Consider the following 20,253-nt stretch of genomic DNA (forward strand, 5'->3'; position numbering starts at 1 on the left):
GGGGGCTGCGCCCCCAGGCCCCCCTTTAGAGGTTGTCGTTCGGCTGCCGGTCCGTTGTGGCTGGGCGCGCAGTTCCCCGCGCCCCTGACGGGGCGGAGTGGTTAAGGATCTCCCGTCGCGGGCAGCCTCTCTCGATTCGTGTTTCCGATGGCCCTGACGTAGACTGACTCGTCGGCTCTTGTGTACCCGCATGTCTGCATGCGGTTGTGTGGAGCCGATCAAGGTAGTCGATTCGAAGGGCGAAGCGTGGCCAAGAAGCAAGGTGCCATCGAGATCGAAGGCACTGTCGTCGAGTCTCTCCCGAACGCCATGTTCAAGGTGGAGCTCCAGAACGGCCACCAGGTCCTGGCACACATCAGCGGCAAGATGCGTATGCACTACATCCGCATCCTCCCTGACGACCGGGTCGTGGTGGAGCTGTCTCCGTACGACCTGACGCGTGGCCGGATCGTCTACCGGTACAAGTAGATCTTGCCTGTGCCCCGCTCCCGCGGGGTGGTGGCACTGACCCGGAGAACCTCACCCAATGAAGGTCAAGCCGAGCGTCAAGAAGATCTGCGACAAGTGCAGGGTGATCCGCCGTCACGGTCGGGTCATGGTCATCTGCGAAAACCCGCGCCACAAGCAGCGCCAGGGCTGACGCACGACCAACCTTCTGCATCCGCAGATACTTCGCGCGACGCAAGCAGTACATGTTCATACGCAGGGCCCGGATCCCACGTTCAGCTCGGATCCGATACCCCCGGTCGGAGGCCGGGGACCCGGTTCGTACCGAATCCTGGCAAGCCCAGGAGGACGGCGGGCGGGAGCCGGCTCTGCGGAAGACCTCCGAACGACAACTGGAGCCATTGAATGGCACGCGTTTCCGGTGTTGACATCCCGCGCGAAAAGCGCGTGGAGGTTGCCCTCACCTACGTGTTCGGCATCGGCCGGACCCTCTCGCAGAAGACGCTGGCCGAGACCGGCGTCAACCCGAACACCCGCGTTCGTGACCTCTCCGAGGAGGAGCTGGTCAAGATCCGCGAGTACGTGGACAACAACTTCAAGACCGAGGGTGACCTCCGTCGTGAGGTTCAGGCCGACATCCGCCGCAAGGTCGAGATCGGCTGCTACCAGGGTCTGCGTCACCGTCGTGGCCTGCCCGTCCACGGTCAGCGCACCAGCACCAACGCTCGTACCCGCAAGGGTCCGCGTCGCGCCATCGCCGGCAAGAAGAAGCCGGGCAAGAAGTAGTCCTCAGCGGACAACGCTTCATCAGCGGTCTTCGCTGTAGGACCGACCACCTCCCCGTAGGAGTAATAGATGCCCCCCAAGGGTCGTCAGGGCGCTGCCAAGAAGGTGCGCCGCAAGGAAAAGAAGAACGTCGCTCACGGCCACGCGCACATCAAGAGCACGTTCAACAACACCATCGTTTCGATCACGGACCCGACCGGCAACGTGATCTCCTGGGCCTCCGCCGGCCACGTCGGCTTCAAGGGCTCGCGCAAGTCCACTCCCTTCGCCGCGCAGATGGCCGCCGAGTCGGCCGCCCGCCGCGCGCAGGAGCACGGCATGCGCAAGGTGGATGTGTTCGTCAAGGGCCCGGGTTCGGGTCGTGAGACCGCCATCCGTTCGCTTCAGGCGACCGGTCTCGAGGTCGGCTCCATCCAGGACGTCACGCCCACCCCGCACAACGGCTGCCGTCCGCCCAAGCGTCGTCGCGTCTGACCGTCGGGTCTGACGTGCGGCCGCTTGTCGGTTGAGGATTTCGGGCGGTACGGCTCTGTAAAGGGGCCGTATCGCCCGTACCCTTGCAGTACCCGCCCTGTCAGAAGGGCGGTTCCGTCGGACGTCAAATAGCGGGCGTCCACGAATGAAGGATCTGATCCACACATGCTGATCGCTCAGCGTCCCTCGTTGACCGAAGAGGTCGTCGACGAGTTCCGCTCCCGGTTCGTGATCGAGCCGCTGGAGCCGGGCTTCGGTTACACCCTCGGCAACTCCCTGCGTCGTACTCTCCTGTCGTCGATTCCCGGTGCGGCTGTCACCAGCATCCGCATCGACGGCGTTCTGCACGAGTTCACCACCGTGCCGGGCGTCAAGGAGGACGTCACCGACCTGATCCTCAACATCAAGCAGCTGGTGGTTTCCAGCGAGCACGACGAGCCCGTCGTGATGTACCTGCGCAAGCAGGGCCCGGGTCTGGTCACCGCCGCCGACATCGCGCCGCCGGCCGGTGTCGAGGTGCACAACCCGGATCTGGTTCTTGCCACGCTCAACGGCAAGGGCAAGCTGGAGATGGAGCTGACCGTGGAGCGCGGTCGCGGTTACGTCTCCGCCGTGCAGAACAAGCAGGTCGGTCAGGAGATCGGGCGTATCCCGGTCGACTCGATCTACTCGCCGGTGCTGAAGGTCACGTACAAGGTCGAGGCCACGCGTGTCGAGCAGCGCACCGACTTCGACAAGCTGATCGTCGACGTCGAGACCAAGCAGGCGATGCGTCCGCGTGACGCGATGGCTTCCGCCGGTAAGACGCTGGTCGAGCTGTTCGGTCTGGCCCGCGAGCTCAACATCGACGCCGAGGGCATCGACATGGGTCCGTCGCCGACGGACGCCGCCCTCGCCGCCGATCTGGCGCTGCCGATCGAGGAGCTCGAGCTCACCGTTCGGTCGTACAACTGCCTCAAGCGTGAGGGCATCCACAGCGTGGGTGAGCTGGTTGCGCGTTCTGAGGCGGACCTGCTGGACATTCGTAACTTCGGTGCGAAGTCCATTGACGAGGTCAAGGCGAAGCTGGCCGGGATGGGCCTGGCCCTGAAGGACAGCCCGCCTGGATTCGACCCGACCGCTGCCGCCGACGCCTTTGGCGCGGACGACGACGCGGACGCCGGTTTCGTCGAGACCGAGCAGTACTAAGAGCTCGGGCAAGACGGCCGATTTTTGGCTGCCGGTCGGCTGTGGCTGATCGCGCAGTTCCCCGCGCCCCTTACGGGGCGCGGGGTCTCCGACAGGCGACCGCCTGCTCGGATACTGACCCCGGTACCTGGTACGGCCGGGGCAGACACCTAGGAGAAGAACCATGCCGAAGCCCGCCAAGGGTGCCCGTCTGGGCGGCAGTGCCGCGCACGAGAAGCTGCTCCTCGCGAACCTCGCGAAGGCGCTCTTCGAGCACGGCCGTATCACCACCACCGAGGCGAAGGCCCGTCGGCTGCGGCCGTACGCCGAGCGTCTGGTCACCAAGGCGAAGAAGGGCGACCTTCACAACCGCCGTCAGGTGCTCCAGGTCATCACGGACAAGAGCATCGTGCACACGCTCTTCACCGAGATCGGCCCGCGGTACGAGAACCGGCCGGGTGGCTACACCCGGATCACCAAGATCGGTAACCGTCGGGGCGACAACGCGCCCATGGCTGTCATCGAGCTGGTGGAGGCGCTGACCGTGGCCCAGGAGGCCACCGGTGAGGCCGAGGCGGCGACCAAGCGTGCCGTCAAGGAGGACGCCTTCAAGAAGGAGGACGTTCTCAAGAAGGACGAGGCCGCTGAGGCCGAGGGCGAAGAGGTCGTCGAGGACGCGAAGCCGGCTGCTGCCGAGGGCGACGAGTCCAAGGACGCCTGAGGTTTCACCTCGCGTCGAGCGGGTCCGCCCCTCCGGGGGCGGGCCCGTTTTCGTGTTCCTGAAAGGATCCAGGTGTGAGTGACGAGGCAGAGCCCGGGTTCGTACGGGTGCGGCTTGATCTTTCGTATGACGGGAGCGCGTTCTCCGGGTGGGCCAAGCAGGCCGGAGGGCGGCGGACCGTGCAGGGGGAGATCGAGGATGCGCTGCGTACGGTGACGCGGTCGCGGGAGACGACGTACGAGCTGACGGTGGCCGGGCGGACCGATGCCGGAGTGCATGCCCGGGGGCAGGTGGCGCACGTCGATCTGCCCGAGGGGCTGTGGGCCGAGCATCGGGAGAAGCTGCTCAAGCGGCTGGCCGGGCGGTTGCCGAAGGATGTGCGGGTGTGGTCCGTGAGGGAGGCCCCGAGCGGCTTCAACGCCCGTTTCTCGGCGGTCTGGCGGCGGTACGCCTATCGCGTCACCGACAACCCCGGTGGCGTCGACCCGCTGCTGCGCAGCCACGTCCTCTGGCACGACTGGCCGCTCGATGTCGACGCCATGAACGAGGCGGCGCTGCCGTTGCTCGGGGAGCACGACTTCGCCGCGTACTGCAAGAAGCGGGACGGGGCAACGACCATTCGTACGTTGCAGGAGCTGAGCCTTGCGCGGGGAGCGGACGGGGTCATCACGGCCACCGTGCGTGCGGACGCCTTCTGCCACAACATGGTGCGGTCCCTCATCGGGGCGCTGCTGTTCGTGGGGGACGGGCATCGCGCTCCCGACTGGCCCGGGAAGGTGCTCGCCGCCGGTGTGCGGGACTCCGCCGTGCATGTCGTACGGCCGCACGGGCTGACCCTTGAGGAGGTCGGATACCCGGCGGACGAGCTGCTGGCCGCGCGGAACAAGGAGGCGCGGAACCGGCGGTCGTTGCCGGGGGTGGGGTGCTGCTGAGGGTGGCGAAGTCGCCTCTTATGCCCCGTGCTACGGATGATGAAACCCCTGCGTAACAGCTGTGTTCGGCCGTAACTGCTGAAACTCGGATATGATTCCGCTGCTCGGTCTTGGGTTCGATTAGGTTTCGGCCGGGCTTGGGTGGGGGTAGCGGGCCGGTTCGGCCTCGGGGGTTGTGCATGAGTGCAGTGGGGACTGCTCGTGTTCCGCAGAACCGACGTCGCAGGCGGGCGCCGCAGCGTCATGGGCTGCTGCCGCAGCCGCCGGACGACGCGGAGAAGTACTCGTACGCGCGCCGGTACCTGTGGGTGCTCACGATCGGTTCGCTGATCAGCTTCGCGTGCCTTGCGATGAGCCAGTTTCTGTTCACGGCGTCGAGCCCCTGGTTCTGGCTGACGCTGCCGCTGCTCGCGTTCGTCATCGTGGACTACCTGATCTCGCTGTACCTCGACGGGCTCAGCAAGGACTTCGACCTCAAGGGTCACAAACGCCTCGTGCGCAAGTGGCAGCCCGCCGTGTACCCGAGCGTGGACATCTTCCTGCCGGTGTGCGGTGAGCCGCTGGAAGTGCTCCACAACACCTGGGTCCATGTGAACCGGCTCGCCAGCAGCTACCAGGGCGTCGTGAAGACGTACGTCCTCGACGACGCCGACGAGGACGAGGTCGGGGCCATGGCCGCCGACTTCGGGTTCCACTACGTGGTGCGGCCCAACCGCGGCTGGTTCAAGAAGGCCGGCAACCTCAACCACGCCTTCGAGAAGACCGACGGCGACCACATCCTCATCCTCGACGCCGACTTCGCGCCGCGCGCCGATCTGCTCGACGAACTGCTGCCGTACATGGACGACGACCCGGACATCGGCATCGTGCAGTCGCCGCAGTTCTTCCGCATCGTCGACGCGCAGAACTGGATCGAGCGCGGGGCGGGGGCCGTGCAGGAGCAGTTCTACCGGTCCGTGCAGACCTCCAGGGAGGGCAAGGACGGGTCCATCTGCGTGGGCTCGTGCGCGGTCTACCGGCGCTCGGCCCTGGCTCAGATCGGCGGCATCACGCTGATCGAGCACTCCGAGGACATGTACACCGGCTTCGACCTGCGGGCCCTCGGCTGGAAGCTGCGCTATGTGCCCGTCGCGCTGTCCGCCGGCGTTTGCCCGGACACGGCCGGCGCCTTCCACAACCAGCAGTACCGCTGGTGCATGGGCTCGCTGGAGCTGCTCACCAGCAGGCGGTTCTGGGAGATGGACCTGAAGTTCCAGACGCGGCTGTGCTACGTCTCCGGCTTCCTCTACTACCTGCAGACCGCGCTCGCCACGTTCATCGTGCCGGTCATCCCGCTCACGCTGATGATCCTGCGCCCCGATCTGCTGCGTGCCGAGGCCGCGATGTGGGTGCTGCCGAGTGTCGCGTACGTGACGCTGGTGCTGCCGTTCTGGCACCGGGCGCCGTACCGGCTCGAGGCCTGGTCCGTCCGCCTCATGTACGGGTGGTCGCACGTGTTCGCCGTCTGGGACGTGCTGCGGGGCCGCCCGATGGGCTGGAAGCCCACCGGCTCACAGGGAGCCAAGAAGAACGGCATGCGCCGCTACTGGAACTGCATGATCTTCTGGACCGGCGGCACCGCCGCGGTCTGGATCGTCGTGGCCGCCTGGCGCATGCTCACCCTCTATCCACCGGACTTCGCGCTGATGATGTCGGCCGGGCTGTTCTACGCGATGGTCGTCGGTCGCGTCCTCGTACAGCCGCGTGCCCAGCAAGCGCAGGAAGCGACCGCATGACTTTCTCCGTACGCCCCGTGCGGGCACTTCGGCCCGTGCGGGCGCTTGCCGCCGTACTGCTCGCCGGTGCGCTGCTCGCCGGATGCAGCACCTTCTCCGAGGAGGGCCGCGAACAGTACGAGCGAGGCCAGGGCGGGCAGCCGAGCGCCGACGCCACCGGTGAGGCCACCGAGTCGGCGAAGCCGGAGCCCCCGTACGACGTCCGGCCGCTGCTGGAGCCGGAGAAGGACTATCTGGGGGTGGCCGCCGACGGTGCCCCCGCCAAGATGAAGACCATCGAGGACTTCGCCGAGAAGGCGGGCAAGAAGCCCAACCTCATCGAGTTCTACTCGGCCTGGGGCGACCAGTACGAGCAGAAGCTGGTGCAGAACTCCTGGGACTACGGCGCGGTGTCCTTCATCGCCTGGGAGCCCTTCGAGACGAGCCTGAAGGACATCGCCGCGGGCAAGGAAGACGCGTACATCCGCGAGTACGCGCGCTCCGTCAAGGAGCTCAACCTGCCCGTCGCGATCAGCTGGGCGCACGAGATGAACGGCTTCTGGTACCCGTGGGGCACGAAGAAGGCCACGGCGGCGCAGTTCACCTCCGCCTACAAGCACATCCACGACATCTTCGACGACGAGGGCGCGACGCAGGTCATCTGGGTGTGGAGCCCGAACGTGACCCACCCGATGCCGAAGGTGAAGCTGGAGCCGTACTGGCCGGGCGACGAGTACGTCGACTGGGTCGGCGTCGTCGGCTATTACGCGGACACGGGTCCCTCGACGTACCAGGCGCTGTACGGGCCGACGATGAGTCAGATCCGTACCTTCACGAAGAAACCGTTCATCATCGCGGAGACCGCGGCGCAGGCCGGGGAGCGCAAGCCCGCCGACATCAAGGACCTGTTCCAGGGCACGGCGAAGCGCGAGGACGTCATCGGGTTCGTCTGGTTCAACTTCGACAAGGAGACCGACTGGCGCATCAACAGCGGTCCGCTGTCGCAGAAGACCTTCCGGGAGCAGGCCGAGAACCCGAGCTTCGGATTCGATGTGACGAAGCCATGACGGACAGACGCACACCCACCTGGGCTGAAGGATCGGAGCTGCACGAGGGGGAGTACGAGCACTCGTACACGTACGGGCAGGGGAACCAGCAGCAGTACGGGAACGGGAATCCGCAGCAGTACGGGAACGGCAACCAGCAGCAGTACGCGAACGGCAACGGGAACCAGCAGCAGTACGGGCATGGGCAGGCGGACCAGCAGCGGCAGCACGCGAGCGACAGCCTGCGGCAGTACGTGCAGAGCGCTCCCCGTGTGTACCCGACGTATCCCGTGTACGAGGACGAGCCCGGGGCCTACCCGGGACAGGGGCGGCCGACCGACACCGGCGGCTGGCGGTTCGACGGCCGGACCTCCGCGTACCTGGACCAGCAGACGTACGAGATCTACGCGCCCTACGACCCGTACGCCTCGTACGTCGCCACCGAGCCGGAGCCCGTCGCGCCGGAGCCGGAGAAGCCGGGCTACACCCTGCCGCCCGTCCCGGAGTCCGCCTGGTCGCTGGACACCCGGCGCAGCCGGCTGCTCGGCCGCTGGGTGCTGCTCTGCGTCCTGCTGGTCCAGGCAGGGCTCTCGCTGCGGCTGCGCGGCACCGCCTTCCAGGACGAGGCGCTCTACATCGCCGCGGGCCACTACGAGGTCGCCAACATCCTGCACGGCACGCCGGTGCCGGGCGACTTCGAGGGCTACTTCTCGGGCTACCCGAAGCTGTACCCGGTGCTCGCCGCGGTGGTCGACAGCTACGCCGGGCTCGCCGGGGTGCGCATCGTCAGCCTGCTGTTCATGCTCAGCGCGACCGGCCTGCTGTACGCGACGACCCGCCGGATGTTCAACGTCCGGGCGGCGCTGGGCGCGGCGGCCCTCTTCTCGGTCATCCAGTCCACGGTGTTCCTCGGCAACTTCGCCACCTTCGACGCGGCGGCGATCTTCCTGCTGGCCCTGGCGATGTGGATCGTCGTACGGACCGGCCGGGCCAACATCATGGCGGTGGTGCTCGCGGCACCCCCGGCCTTCCTGGCCTTCGGCACCAAATACGCGTCGGGCCTGTACCTGCCGACCCTCGTGGTCCTCGCGATGCTGACCGCGTACCGGCACCGCTGGGCGCTCGCGCTCGCCCGCGGTGTGCTGCTCGGCGTGGCGATGGTCGGCATGCTGGGCGTCGCCGCCGTTCTCACCGGGTCGCTCGGCGGTATCAGCCAGACGACCACCGACCGCCCCAAGGGCACCGACACCGCGCAAACGATCCTGCAGCACAGCGCGGAGTGGGGCGGCCTGATGTTCCTCGCGGCGCTCGGCGGCTCCATCGCCTACGCGATCCGCCCGAACATGGGCGAGATGCCGTGGGTCGACCGGCAGGGCCCCGGGCGGATGCGGCGCATCTCGCTCGGAGTCCTGCTGACCGGCACCGCACTGCTCGCCCCGGCCTACCAGATCAACCTCCAGACCGAGATCTCGCTCTTCAAGCACGTGGGCTTCGGTCTGCTCTTCGCCGGGCCGATGGCGGGACTCGGCATGTCACGGCTCGTCGGACCGCACTTCCGGCACCCGCAGCTGGGGATCATGCTGTACGTCCTGACGCTGGTGTTCGGCATGGTCCAGTCGCAGTACGCGTACAGCTTCCCGGACTCCCGCGAGATGACGGCCGTCCTGCGCACCCTGGTCGACCGCAAGGGCAGCTACCTCGCCGAGGAGCACGAGGTACCGGCGTACTACCTGCGGGACGTGACCCACTACGAACAGTGGCAGAGCACGTTCGGCATGGACTACAAGGACAAGAAGGGCAAGCAGTACTCCGGCCCCGACGCCTACCGTGCCGCTGTCCGGGACGCGAAGTTCGACGTCATCGTGTTGCGCGGAACGATCACACCCGAGGTCGACCAGGCCGTGATGGAAGCGCTGCGCGGCAATCCCCACTATCGCCTGGCGGCCGTGGCGCCCTTCACGGCCAGCAGAGGCCCCGGCGAGTTCCGGATTTGGGTGAAGCGATGAGTCCTCATACCTCCGCTCCCTACGGCGGCGGGTATCCCGACGCGTCGGGCGGCCACGATCCGTACGCGGGTCAGGGCGCCTACACCGGACAGGGGGCCTACGCGGGCCAAGGCGGAAACGGCGGTAACGGAGGCAACGGCGGTCAGGGCGCGTACGGTCAGGGCACGTACGCCGCTCCCGGTGCCTATGCCGGTCCTGGCGCCTATGCCGATCCCGGGGCGTACAACGGCGCCGAGCAGTACGTCGGCCCCGGGCAGTACGCCGATCCCGCTCAGTACGCCAATCCCGGCCAGTACGCCGACCCCGGTCAGTACACCGACACCGGTTACGCCGACCCTGGCGCGTACCCCCGTCAGGACCCGTACGCCGCCGAGCCCGTCGCCCCGTCGCCTGCGGCGGAGACGGCCGGCGCGGAGACGCACGGCAAGGACGGCAGGGACGCAGCCGGGCAGGACGGGACCGGGCCGGAGGGAGCCGACGGCGACGGCGCGGACAGCCCGAAGGGCGGCCGTCTCGTCGGCGTGCTGACCTTCCTGCTGCCCACGGCGCTCGCCTTCGCCATGATCCTGCGCGGGATCGGGGAACGGCAGCTGTGGCGGGACGAGCACGCCACCTGGTGGGCGGCCCAGCTGTCGTTCCACGACCTGAGCATGCTGATCCGCTCCATCGACGTGGTGTTCACGCCGTACTACGTGTTCATGCACCTGTGGATCATGGTCGCCGGGGACTCCGAGACCGCGATGCGTATACCCGGCGCGGTGGTCATGGCGGCGTCAGCCGGTCTGCTCGCCCTGCTCGGGCGGCAGCTGTTCACCACGCAGGCGGGGGTCCTGGCGGGACTCGCCCTCGCCGTCGTGCCGATCACCACACGGTACGGACAGGAGATCCGGCCGTACGCCTTCGCGGTGGCCGCGGTGCTGCTGTCGACGCTGCTGCTGGCCCGGGCGCTGGACAAGCCGTCGTTCAAGGTGTGGGTCGCCTACACGCTGTCGGTGCCGCTGATCGGCTGGAGCCATCTGGCCTCGCTCGCGGTACTCGGCGCGCATCTGATGATGATCCTCTACAAGCGGCGTGCCGGCGACAAGATCGTGGGCTGGGCCTATGCGGCCGCCTGCACGCTGGGCATGTGCTTCGTCATCCCGATGGCCGTCTCCGGCTCCGGGCAGAGCGGGCAGATCGCCTGGAACAACCCGACCTTCAAGAACCTGGTCGAGTTCCCCAGGGACCTCTTCGGTTCCTGGGAAGTGGCCGTTCCGGTGATGGGGCTCGGCGCGCTCGGGCTGGTCTTCGCGGGCCGGTGGGCTCTTCCGCTGGCCATGTGGATCGTGCTGCCGCCCGTGGTGACGTACCTCACCGCCGAGCAGCTGCACCTCTTCCTGGCGCGCTATCTGCTGTTCACGGCGCCCGCATGGGTACTGCTCGCGGCCGTGGCCGTGAGCCGGCTCGCCGGTCCGGTGGCCGGGGCGAAGGCCGGTTCGGGGGCGGCGGCACGGCGAGGCCTCGGCTGGGTTCTCGTGGCGGCCACGGTCGCCGGGATCGGCTTCCAGTCGCTGCCCGCCATCCGCGAGACCCGCCAGAACCCCTGGGGCGAGCCGGACTACCGCGGGGCCGCGCGGATCATCGAGGCGGAGCAGCGCAAGGGCGACGGCATCGCCTTCAGCGGTGTCATGGCCGAACGCCGGGCCATGGACTACGAACTGCGCGACGACGCCGGCCGTCCGCGCGACTCCCTGATGTACCGCACTCCGCAGGACATGGGCTCGTTCGGCGCGCTCGAATGCCCGGATGCCGTGAAGTGTCTGGCCAAGGCCGACCGACTCTGGGTCGTGTCGACGACGCTCGACGGAAAGCCGTACAGCGGCATGCCGCCGGAGACCGCGACCGCGATCGAGAAGGGCTTCCGCGTCGTGAAGACCCGGAAGCTCAAATACCTCCAGCTGGTGCTTCTCGAGAAGAAGTCCGACGCGAAGGCCGATGACTCGTCCGGCGAAAAGGACGACGCGGCCGAGCGCAAGGTGCATACCTGAGCTGGGTTTGTCGGGCGCCGGGAAGGCCCGCGTCCGGAGGGGGCTCCTTGTGAGGAGCATGGGGAGGGGAAGGAAATGACATACGACGTGGGGTGGGACGCGGCGGTCACCGTGGTGATGCCGACGTACAACGAAGCCGCCAACCTGCCGAGAATCGCCGAAGCGGTGCTCCAACTGCCGCTCAGAAGACTCCACTTGAAGATCGTGGACGACTCCAGCCCGGACGGCACCGGGCAGCTCGCCGATGAGCTGGCGGAGAAGTACAACTGGGGCGGGCGAGGCCGGATGAGCGTGCTGCACCGGACCGCGAAGGACGGCCTCGGGCGCGCGTATGTGGCGGGCATGAGCGCCGCGATCGACGAGGGCGCCGCGTACGTCGTCCAGATGGACGCCGACGGCAGCCACCCCGTGGAAGCGGTCCCACGGATGCTCGGCACCGCCGCGGCCTCCGGAGTCGGCCTGGTCATCGGCAGCCGGTACGTCGAGGGTGGCTCGCTCGACGAGGACTGGGGCGCGCACCGCGTCCTGCTGTCCCGCTTCGCCAACCGCTACGCGCGCACCGTGCTCGGCACGAAGATCCGCGACATCACGGCGGGCTTCAACCTCTGGTCGGCCAAGGCTCTACGCGACGTCGACCTGCACTCTTTGGACAGCGCCGGTTACAGCTTCCAGGTCGAGCTCAAGTACAAGGCCGTACGCGCAGGTCACAGCGCCATCGAGATCCCGATCCGCTTCGAGGAGCGGACCGAGGGGGTCTCGAAGATGACCTTGCGTACGCAGCTGGAGTCGGCGGTGGTGCCGGTGCGGCTGCGCCTCAAGCACAAGTAGCGGACATCGCGGCAGGTGAGGACGCACCTGCCGCGATGACCCGGGAGGCCGTGGCGTCAGTGAGCGGCCGACGATGCGCGGGGCACTGACGCGTGGGGCACCGACGCTTGGGGCACTGCGGAGTGCGCCATGTTCTGTGCGGTACAGGGCCGCGGGGATGCGGACGTCCTGACGCTGTAGGCGGGCAGCGCGGCGCCGCAGGCGATGCGCAGGCCCGGCGGGAGCTCGTTGCCCTCGGCCACGTCGGCGTCGTCACCGATGACCACGGAGTCCAGGACGCTGCCCTCGCCGATGCGGGCGTGCCGTCCCACGACGGAGGCGTGCACGCTGGCCCGGGCGGCGATCCGGGCGCCGGTCAGCACCACGCTGCCCTCGACGACCGCTCCTTCGCCGACCACCGCACCGGCCGCCACGACCGTGCCCCCGCTGAGCAGGGCGCCGGGGTGCACCTGGGCACCGGGCAGTACCAGGGCGTCGCCCACCGGACCGGGCAGCGCGGGTGAGGTGACCCGGCCGCGCACGAGGTCGGCCGAGCCCTGGACGAACGCGGCGGGGGTGCCCAGGTCGAGCCAGTAGCTGTCGTCGACGACTCCGCGCACGTGGGCGCCCGACGTCAGCAGTTCGGGGAAGGTCTCGCGCTCCACGGAGACGACCCGGCCGGCCGGGATGCGGTCGAGCACGGAGCGGGTGAAGACGTAGCAGCCCGCGTTGATCTGGTCGGTGATGATCTCTTCGGGCGTCTGGGGCTTCTCCAGGAACGCCTGGACGCGTCCGTGGGCATCGGTGGGGACCAGGCCGAACGCCCGGGGATCGGCCACCCGCTTCAGGTGCAGGGTGACGTCCGCTCCCGAGGCGCGGTGACCGTCCCGCAGGGCGGCGATGTCCACACCGGAGAGGATGTCGCCGTTGAACACCAGCACCGGTTCGCCGGGGCCGCTGCGCAGTCGCTCGGCGGCGTTGCGGATGGCTCCGCCGGTGCCGAGGGCCGTCTCTTCGGTGACGTACTCCAGTTCCAGGCCGAGGCCGGCGCCGTCCCCGAATTCCTCTTCGAAGAGCTCCGCCAGGTACGAGGTCGCGAAAACGATCCGGCTGACCCCCGCGGCCGCCGCACGGGCCAGTTGGTGCTTGAGGAACGGCACCCCCGCCACGGGCAACAGCGGCTTCGGCATGTGGCTGGTCAGGGGCCGCAGTCGGGTGCCCTGACCGCCGACGAGAAGGATCGCTTCAGTCATGTGGTGTCCGCCCTTGGATCGCGAAGACGAGATGGAGTGGGGCGTGGGGTTGTCTCCATCGCTCGGGTATGAGGCGTGGGGGAGGAACTCCGTCACCGGGAGGCCGTGCTGCCCGGCCCGGTGTAGTCGGAGGAGAAACAGTCTTTGATGGCCTTCTCTGTCTTGGGCCGCCCGGCGAAGTCGAGGCGGGACTGCTTCTTGTCGTCGGGTTTGGTGTTCGGGTCGTCGTCGAAGTAGATCGACCACCAGTACACGCCGGCCATCTTTCGTTTCTGGACGACCTGGCAGACCGCGGTGTACCAGTTCGCCTGCACCTGCGTGTTGACGGCTCGCTTGGTGTAGAAGTCGCCGGGAGCGTCGTAGGCACCGTTCATCGCGCCGATGCCGGCCTCGGCGAGGGTGATCTTCGGCAGCGGCCCGGTGGCTTTCTTGTCCAGCCACTTCTGCCAGCCCTTGACGAGGGTGGCCACCGACGCGTCGTCCTCGACCTCGACCGGGAAGTAGGCGTCGATGCCGAGATGGCTGACGGGCATGGTGACAGGGCCCTGGACGTACGCGTCCCAGTTCGCGTCGTACGCGACCTCGCCGTCGAACAGCTTCTCGGCATCGTCCACGAGCCCGTCCCAGCGCTTGTCGCCCTCCATGGAGTTCAGCTCGGTGCCGATGACGAAGGTGGTCGCCTTCTCGCTGTCCGCGACCTTCAGATAGGGCGACAGGAACTTCTCGTACGAGGTGAACCACGCGTCCCGGTCGGCGGGCTTGATGTTTCCGCGCCAGCCGTCCGGCGGGTCGAGGGACTTCTCGTCCATGAGAGGCCGGACGGTGGTGCGCAGCCCGGCCTCGTGGAAGACCCGCAGTACGCGGGCGAGCCGCTCGGGCGTCGGGGTCTTGTCGCCGTGGGTGATCTTCGTCGACGAGCTCTTACCCGTGTAGAACGGGAAGGTCACGCTGACGGAGTTGGCGTGCAGGCCGACCAGATAGTCGGCGTGCAGCCGGGCCTGCTTCTCGACGTACTTCACGGGGTGGTCGGGGTTGTCCTCCCAGTACACCTGTACGCCCCACTGCGGCATGCCCTTCTTCCACGCCTTGTCCACCTTGTCCACCTTGGCGGTCCCCGTGGTGGGGGACGGTGAGCCGTCCGAGGCGTTCGTGCCGTCGCCGCCCGACGAGCCGGTGGACGGCTTGCCGTCTTCGCCGTTGAGTACGACGCGGGGGATGACCGAGCCCGATTCCCAGCGCAACGGGTGGTTGCCGATGACGAAGGGAACCGCGACCACCAAGGAGATGACGGTTACGGGGAACACGGCGAGCAGGGGGAGCCTGGCGCGCTTCATGGAGTCTGGATCTCTTCCGGGTCAGGCGGGTTTGGCGATGACGACGAACTTGTTCTCCTCGCGGCGCAGGAACTTCACGAAGCCCTTGATGCCGCCGATTCCTTCGATGAGGGAGAACAACGGCAGCAGGAGGAGCACCGCGAACGGTTCCCACCACTTGCGCCTGCCGTTCGCCGAGGCGATCGCGTTGAGCCGCAGCCCTTCCCAGTACGCCCAGATCACATACGCGAAGCTGACGGACCACAGCACGACGACGGACTGGGTCACGGGAGAGGTGTTGAGGTCGCCGATGATCCAGCCCGCGATCAGGATGGCGCCGACGTGCTGGAGCGGTCCCAGGATCCAGCTGGTGACGCAGATCGTGAGGAACCAGCGGTAGCGCAGCGGCACCTTGCGGTTGAAGCAGAGGGCGACCAGGCCCCAGGCCCAGCGCTCACGCTGCTTGATGAAGTCCTTGGCGTTGGCCGGCGAGGCTCCGTAGCAGCGGCCGTTGAACCAGTCGCTGCGGCCCGGGTAGCGGCGGCAGAAGGTGAGCGCGAGCCGGGCGTCCTCGACGATCTCCTTGGGGCCGAAGTCCCACCCGATCTCCGCCTCGATGGAGGCCCGCAGCACCAGCAGCTCGCCGTGCACGCCGGCGGCGGGGGTGCCGAGGCCGGTGAAGGCGCGGAAGCGCGCGATGTCGTCGGCGGGACGAATGGCGTCGGCGAACCAGGTGAACATGCTCACCGCGTTCTCCCGCGGGTAGGTGAGGATGCCCTGGGCCATGTGCTTGACCTCGGCGGGGCTCGCACGGCGCTGCCGGTTGATGAACTGGGCGAGGGACGCGGCGGTGTCGGGCCCGACACCGGTGTCGTCGTCCATGTGCAGCACCCAGACGTTCTCCACGGCCTCGCCCTCGTGGATGCGCAGCTCGTGGGCGTAGTTGTTGGCGCGGGCCTTGAAACGGGTGCCGTTCCTGGTCCGGTAGGCCTTCGGGACCGTGACCACCCGGATCAGCGGGTGGCTCGCCGCCAGCTGGTCGATCCGCTCGCCGGCCTCGCAGCCCTCCTCGGTGAGGACGTCCACGCGCATGTACGGGAACCACTCCGGGAGGTGTTCCACGTAGGAGAGGACGGACCGCTCCAGGGCGGGATACGTGTCGTGCCGGCCGATGGTCGGGACGAGCGTGATCAGGAAATCCTGATCCACCGGCGCGGGCGGGGTCATCAGATGGGCCCTGCGGGCCCGGCGGCGGATCAGGAGGAAGCCCTGGATGGAGACGAGTACGCCGGGCGCCGGCAGGGCCCAGGCGATGGTGATCACCCAGGCGAGGGGCGAGTTGGTGGGCGTGTAGGACCACAGGCTGAAGAAGAGCAGAACCACCAGCGGGACCAGGAACGGCAGGATGCCCGGCTTCCAGGCCGCGGTGCGCTTCGCGAGCTTCGCGTTGTGCCGGGAGTGTGAGGCACTCCCGTCGACCAGTGTCCGTGCCATTCGGCTGCAGGCTCTTCCGTGAGATCGGCGGCGCCGAGCGACATGGCATGACACGGAAGCTGGGCAACGCGACAAGACGTCGCGTTGAATGACTGCCCCACCCCGGGCCTTGCGGATTGCCCCTCGACGTCTTCTTCGGCGTCACGGCCGGCTCAGACGCCCCCCCGGGCTTCCTACCCCCCGGCCGTACAGGTAGACGAATCCTGCCACGTGACTGCCTGGTTATGAACAGTTGTCGACAAGACGTATCGAAAAGTTAACCACGTCAGATCTTGTTCAGTGATGGCCAGTCAAATCCTGACATCTCGTCACTGCCACCCGTGATGACCTGCGGAGAGTCGTACGTCCGCTTCACGTCGGCCAGGGTGTTTTTCCCGCTGGGCGCGCTCACGTTCTCGTATGTGAGTGACTGACCCCACACCGTCCACAGCACCCAGGGTGTCGCCGAAAGTGTTTCGTTCTGTGCGGAATTGAGAGGTACGTGGAAGGTCTCCGCCATGATCCGGGGCTTGCCGTACCGCTCCAGTCCCCGGTACCAGACCTCCGTCCAGCGCTCGCCGCGGAAAGGGCGGGACGGGGTGTCGCTGTAGTCGTCGACGCCCACGATGTCGACGTACCGCTCGCCGGGGTAGTAGTCCCACGGCTCCTGCCCGAAGCGGCCGTCCCAGGAGTTGGGCGCCCAGACGAAGATCAGGTTGTGCAGGCCGCGGCTGCCCACGAGGTAGTCGTAGGTGATCCGCCACAGCTTCCGGTACGCCGCCGGGTCCTGCCCCGACCACCAGAAACCGTCCCTGACGCCGGCCATGTTCATCTCGTGGTACGGGCGCAGCAGCACCGGCACTCCGCGCTCCGCGAGGTACTGGAGGTGGTCGGCGAGGAAGCCGAGGTCGTGCAGCAGGTCCTTGTGCTCGTCGGTGCCCTGGGTGACCACCCGGGTGAACCAGCCGGAGTCGCTCGCGCCCGGCGAGTTGTGGCTCAGCGTCTGCTCGTAGCCCTTGACGGGGCTGCCCGGGTAGGGCTGGTGGAAGGAGAAGCCGACGATGCCCGCCGGGCCGCCGCCGTTGTGCGGCAGGTTCACGCGCGTGCCCGAGGAGCAGTCCTCGCGGCTGCCGGAGGGGTGGTACGAGCCGTCCTCCGCGCGCGGCAGCCCCGCCCACACCCCGACGGCCAGATCCACCGCGTCCTCGGCGTACCCCCAGTGCGGGCGGCAACTCGGCCACGACGAGCGCGAGTACGAGCGCGTCTCGCCCACCGCCCAGCCCTGCTCGTCGTAGCCGGGGCCGAGGTCCACCTCCACGAAGCCGGGCAGCCTGCCGGTGATGTCGCGGGCCTTGCGGTAGTAGTAGCCGGGCTCTTTGGTGCCCCGGTAGTCGCCGTACTCCGGGTTGTACCGCTCGTTGTGCAGCTCGACGTGCTGGCCGATCACCGTGCGGGTCGCCTGGCCGCGGCGCGCGTCGTTCTCCAGGCCGGCCAGCATCGCGTACACCCGGCGCGCGGCGGGCGTCGCCTCCGGGTCCCGGTCGACGAGGTCGGTCGGAACGGGGCGCGGCCTTCGCCCGGCGGACCCGGACCGGTTCGCCCAGAGCGCGAGCGGGGCGAGCAGGGCGGCGGAGATCCCGGCCCCGATGAGCTGGACCCGCCCGCGCATACGCATGCGCTACTGGTTGGCCGCCGCCGAAGCCTGGGCCTCCCCGCGGCGGCGGATCTGGCGGAAGGTGAACTCCGCGAGGTCGTCGCCCGTGCTGAAGACCTTGGTGTCCTTCTGGGTCACGTCCTTGCCGTTGGTGAAGCCGGCGACCGTGAAGTAGGCGTAGCGGCCGTAGGAGTTGGTGGTCGAGCGGCAGATCGCCGAGCGGCAGAAGTCGGGGACGCCGGAGCCCGGCAGCGACTGGACCACGCTCTTGTTGTCGGCGTCGCCCTTGGCCTTGGTCGCCTTGGCCTCGGTGTCGAAGACGGCCACGCCGACCGTCACCGCCACGTCGTCCAGGGAGTACGTGACGCGCATGAGCCGGGTGCAGTCGTTCTTGCTGAGGACCGTGCCGAGCGTGCCCTGGGCGGCGGACGCGCAGTTCTTCGTGGACGCGATCTCGCCCTTCTTGTAAAGGGTCTCGCCCATCGTCAGACGCGAACCGGGGAAGAGGATGTCCGGGCTGAGCGGAGCCGTGTCCTTCTTCGCGCTGGAGATGAAGTCCTTCGGGTCCAGCGGGGGAGGCGCCGAGGTCTCCGCGAACGACGGGCCCGGGCTGGTCGTGTCCGGCGGGATGTCCGAGCCGGCGGGCAGGTCGGAGGCAGGCTGGTTCGACGCCTGGCTGTTGCCGTCGGCGGAGACCACGGCCATGGCGACGGCCGCGCCTATCGCGACCGTGGCGAGCGCGCCGCCGCCGACCATCAGCCATCTGCGGCGCCGGTTGCGTGACTCGGACGCCTCGGCGAGCGCCGCCCAGTCGGGAGTCTGGCTTCCCCAGTGCGGCGGCTGAGAACCCGATCCCCCGGGACCCCACTGAGGTCCCCCCTGCCCAAAGCTCATGGGGCGCATCTTAGACGGGTCTCAGACAGGACAAGGGGTGTACCGGTCTCACAGTGGCAACACCGGTAACCCTCGGCCGACCCTCGGCTCCAGCGCGTTTTGACCCGTGTGGGCCACCGGAGCTATTCTTGCCGTTCGTTATGTGTATTGGCTTGCTCATTCTCACGTGAGAGGCCCTTACACCGGTCCACCGGGGCCGATGACCAGCGATCTGCATGCGGTTGCGTCGCCGCCGTGCGGTCAGGGCTGTCGTGATCGTCCGTGGTGGCCTTGTCAGGACCCACTCACTGAAGAAGCGAAGGCTACGAACCGTGCGTACGTACAGCCCCAAGCCCGGCGACATCACTCGCCAGTGGCACGTCATCGATGCCCGGGACGTCGTTCTCGGCCGTCTGGCGACCACCACCGCCACCCTTCTGCGGGGCAAGCACAAGCCGATCTACGCCCCGCACGTCGACGCTGGTGACTTCGTCATCATCATCAACGCGGACAAGGTCCACCTGTCCGGCAACAAGCGGACCCAGAAGCTGGCCTACCGCCACTCCGGGTACCCGGGTGGTCTGCGCTCCGTCCGCTACGACGAGCTGCTGGACAAGAACCCCGAGAAGGCCGTCGAGAAGGCCGTCAAGGGCATGCTCCCGAAGAACACCCTGGGCCGTCAGATGCTCTCGAAGCTGAAGGTGTACGCGGGCGAGAACCACCCGCACGGCGCCCAGCAGCCGGTCCCGTTCGAGATCACCCAGGTCGCGCAGTAAGTCCGGCCACCCCCTAAGACCAGAAGAGAATCTGAGGAGAATCGTGGCCGAGACCACCGCCGAGCAGCCGGTCGAAGAGACCGAGCTGGTCGACATCGAGCAGTACACCACCGAGTCCGAGGTCCCCGTCGAGGGCGAGTACACCTCGGAGTCGATGGCCTCCCGCTTCGGCGAGCCGCAGCCGGCCGCCGGACTGGGCCGTCGCAAGAACGCCATCGCCCGCGTCCGGATCATCCCGGGCTCCGGCAAGTGGAAGATCAACGGTCGCACCCTTGAGGACTACTTCCCCAACAAGGTGCACCAGCAGGAAGTCAACGAGCCCTTCAAGGTGCTCGAGCTCGAGGGCCGCTACGACATCGTCGCCCGCATCTCGGGTGGCGGCGTCTCCGGTCAGGCCGGCGCCCTGCGCCTCGGTGTGGCCCGCGCCCTGAACGAGGCGGACGTGGACAACAACCGCGGCGCCCTGAAGAAGGCCGGCTTCCTCCGTCGCGACGACCGTGCGGTCGAGCGCAAGAAGGCTGGTCTGAAGAAGGCGCGCAAGGCCCCGCAGTACAGCAAGCGCTAACGCTCCGCTGAGGGCTGGTTCGAATCTGCGGGTCCGTTGTGGCTGGTCGCGCAGTTCCCCGCGCCCCTTACGGGGCGCTGGTCGCGCCCGCGCGGCGAAGCCGCAGATCGACACAGCCCCGCGCCCCTTACGGGGCGCTGCACGCAGCATCGCCCCGGCGGCACATTGTGCCGCCGGGG

General features: G+C 68.1%; 19 protein-coding genes. 14 read left to right on the top strand and 5 right to left on the bottom strand.

Going from position 1 to position 20,253, the window contains the following annotated elements; all coding sequences use genetic code 11:
• Positions 1-246: 246 nt before the first annotated feature.
• From infA to G5C60_RS31425, 12 genes are all read left to right on the top strand, one after another.
• Positions 247-468, top strand: a complete 222-nt coding sequence (gene infA / locus G5C60_RS31370) for a translation initiation factor IF-1 (RefSeq protein WP_003948620.1) — start codon at positions 247-249, stop codon at positions 466-468.
• A gap of 58 nt (positions 469-526) precedes the next feature.
• Positions 527-640, top strand: a complete 114-nt coding sequence (gene rpmJ, locus G5C60_RS31375; protein WP_003998809.1) for a 50S ribosomal protein L36 — start codon at positions 527-529, stop codon at positions 638-640.
• Positions 641-852: 212 nt separating this feature from the next.
• A complete protein-coding gene (gene rpsM, locus G5C60_RS31380) occupies positions 853-1,233 on the top strand; it encodes a 30S ribosomal protein S13 (RefSeq protein WP_165264391.1) in 381 nt (126 codons plus the stop codon).
• A gap of 69 nt (positions 1,234-1,302) precedes the next feature.
• Positions 1,303-1,707: a 30S ribosomal protein S11 gene (gene rpsK, locus G5C60_RS31385; RefSeq protein WP_003948617.1), complete on the top strand. Its 405-nt coding sequence runs from the start codon at positions 1,303-1,305 to the stop codon at positions 1,705-1,707.
• A gap of 165 nt (positions 1,708-1,872) precedes the next feature.
• Positions 1,873-2,895 (top strand): DNA-directed RNA polymerase subunit alpha, encoded by a 1,023-nt coding sequence (locus G5C60_RS31390; protein ID WP_003966937.1) that lies wholly within the window; start codon positions 1,873-1,875, stop codon positions 2,893-2,895.
• A 163-nt stretch (positions 2,896-3,058) separates the two neighbouring features.
• Positions 3,059-3,595 (top strand): 50S ribosomal protein L17, encoded by a 537-nt coding sequence (gene rplQ, locus G5C60_RS31395; RefSeq protein WP_165264392.1) that lies wholly within the window; start codon positions 3,059-3,061, stop codon positions 3,593-3,595.
• A 74-nt stretch (positions 3,596-3,669) separates the two neighbouring features.
• Positions 3,670-4,527 carry a tRNA pseudouridine(38-40) synthase TruA gene (gene truA, locus G5C60_RS31400; protein WP_165264393.1) on the top strand — a complete coding sequence of 286 codons (858 nt, stop codon included), beginning with the start codon at positions 3,670-3,672 and terminating at the stop codon, positions 4,525-4,527.
• Between the two features lie 179 nt (positions 4,528-4,706).
• Positions 4,707-6,302 carry a glycosyltransferase family 2 protein gene (locus tag G5C60_RS31405; protein WP_165264394.1) on the top strand — a complete coding sequence of 532 codons (1,596 nt, stop codon included), beginning with the start codon at positions 4,707-4,709 and terminating at the stop codon, positions 6,300-6,302.
• Entirely contained in the window at positions 6,299-7,348 is a 1,050-nt protein-coding gene (locus G5C60_RS31410) for a glycoside hydrolase family 26 protein (protein WP_165264395.1), read from the top strand. Before G5C60_RS31405 ends, G5C60_RS31410 begins: the two co-directional genes overlap by 4 nt.
• Positions 7,345-9,333 (top strand): ArnT family glycosyltransferase, encoded by a 1,989-nt coding sequence (locus tag G5C60_RS31415; RefSeq protein WP_165264396.1) that lies wholly within the window; start codon positions 7,345-7,347, stop codon positions 9,331-9,333. Before G5C60_RS31410 ends, G5C60_RS31415 begins: the two co-directional genes overlap by 4 nt.
• On the top strand, positions 9,330-11,360 hold the full coding sequence (locus G5C60_RS31420) for a glycosyltransferase family 39 protein (protein WP_165264397.1): 2,031 nt from the start codon (positions 9,330-9,332) through the stop codon (positions 11,358-11,360). Before G5C60_RS31415 ends, G5C60_RS31420 begins: the two co-directional genes overlap by 4 nt.
• Positions 11,361-11,435: 75 nt before the next feature.
• The gene (locus G5C60_RS31425; RefSeq protein ID WP_165264398.1) at positions 11,436-12,188 is read left to right on the top strand and encodes a polyprenol monophosphomannose synthase; all 753 of its coding nucleotides are present in this window, start codon (positions 11,436-11,438) and stop codon (positions 12,186-12,188) included.
• A gap of 56 nt (positions 12,189-12,244) precedes the next feature.
• Here G5C60_RS31425 and manB read toward each other — a convergent pair whose 3' ends face one another.
• From manB to G5C60_RS31450, 5 genes are all read right to left on the bottom strand, one after another.
• Entirely contained in the window at positions 12,245-13,420 is a 1,176-nt protein-coding gene (gene manB / locus G5C60_RS31430; protein WP_165264399.1) for a mannose-1-phosphate guanylyltransferase, read from the bottom strand.
• A 92-nt stretch (positions 13,421-13,512) separates the two neighbouring features.
• Positions 13,513-14,754 carry a glycoside hydrolase family 113 gene (locus G5C60_RS31435; RefSeq protein ID WP_165264400.1) on the bottom strand — a complete coding sequence of 414 codons (1,242 nt, stop codon included), beginning with the start codon at positions 14,752-14,754 and terminating at the stop codon, positions 13,513-13,515.
• 21 nt (positions 14,755-14,775) lie between these two features.
• Positions 14,776-16,227, bottom strand: a complete 1,452-nt coding sequence (locus tag G5C60_RS31440) for a glycosyltransferase family 2 protein (protein ID WP_165264401.1) — start codon at positions 16,225-16,227, stop codon at positions 14,776-14,778.
• Positions 16,228-16,492: 265 nt separating this feature from the next.
• Positions 16,493-17,881 carry a glycoside hydrolase family 26 protein gene (locus G5C60_RS31445; protein WP_165264402.1) on the bottom strand — a complete coding sequence of 463 codons (1,389 nt, stop codon included), beginning with the start codon at positions 17,879-17,881 and terminating at the stop codon, positions 16,493-16,495.
• A gap of 3 nt (positions 17,882-17,884) precedes the next feature.
• The gene (locus G5C60_RS31450) at positions 17,885-18,754 is read right to left on the bottom strand and encodes a hypothetical protein (protein ID WP_165264403.1); all 870 of its coding nucleotides are present in this window, start codon (positions 18,752-18,754) and stop codon (positions 17,885-17,887) included.
• A gap of 311 nt (positions 18,755-19,065) precedes the next feature.
• On the opposite strand from G5C60_RS31450, the gene rplM reads away from it, so the two are divergent.
• Entirely contained in the window at positions 19,066-19,509 is a 444-nt protein-coding gene (rplM, locus tag G5C60_RS31455) for a 50S ribosomal protein L13 (protein WP_165264404.1), read from the top strand.
• Positions 19,510-19,552: 43 nt separating this feature from the next.
• A complete protein-coding gene (gene rpsI / locus G5C60_RS31460) occupies positions 19,553-20,074 on the top strand; it encodes a 30S ribosomal protein S9 (protein ID WP_165264405.1) in 522 nt (173 codons plus the stop codon).
• Positions 20,075-20,253: the final 179 nt, after the last annotated feature.

The organism is Streptomyces scabichelini (assembly GCF_011045015.1).
Taxonomy (GTDB): domain Bacteria; phylum Actinomycetota; class Actinomycetes; order Streptomycetales; family Streptomycetaceae; genus Streptomyces; species Streptomyces scabichelini.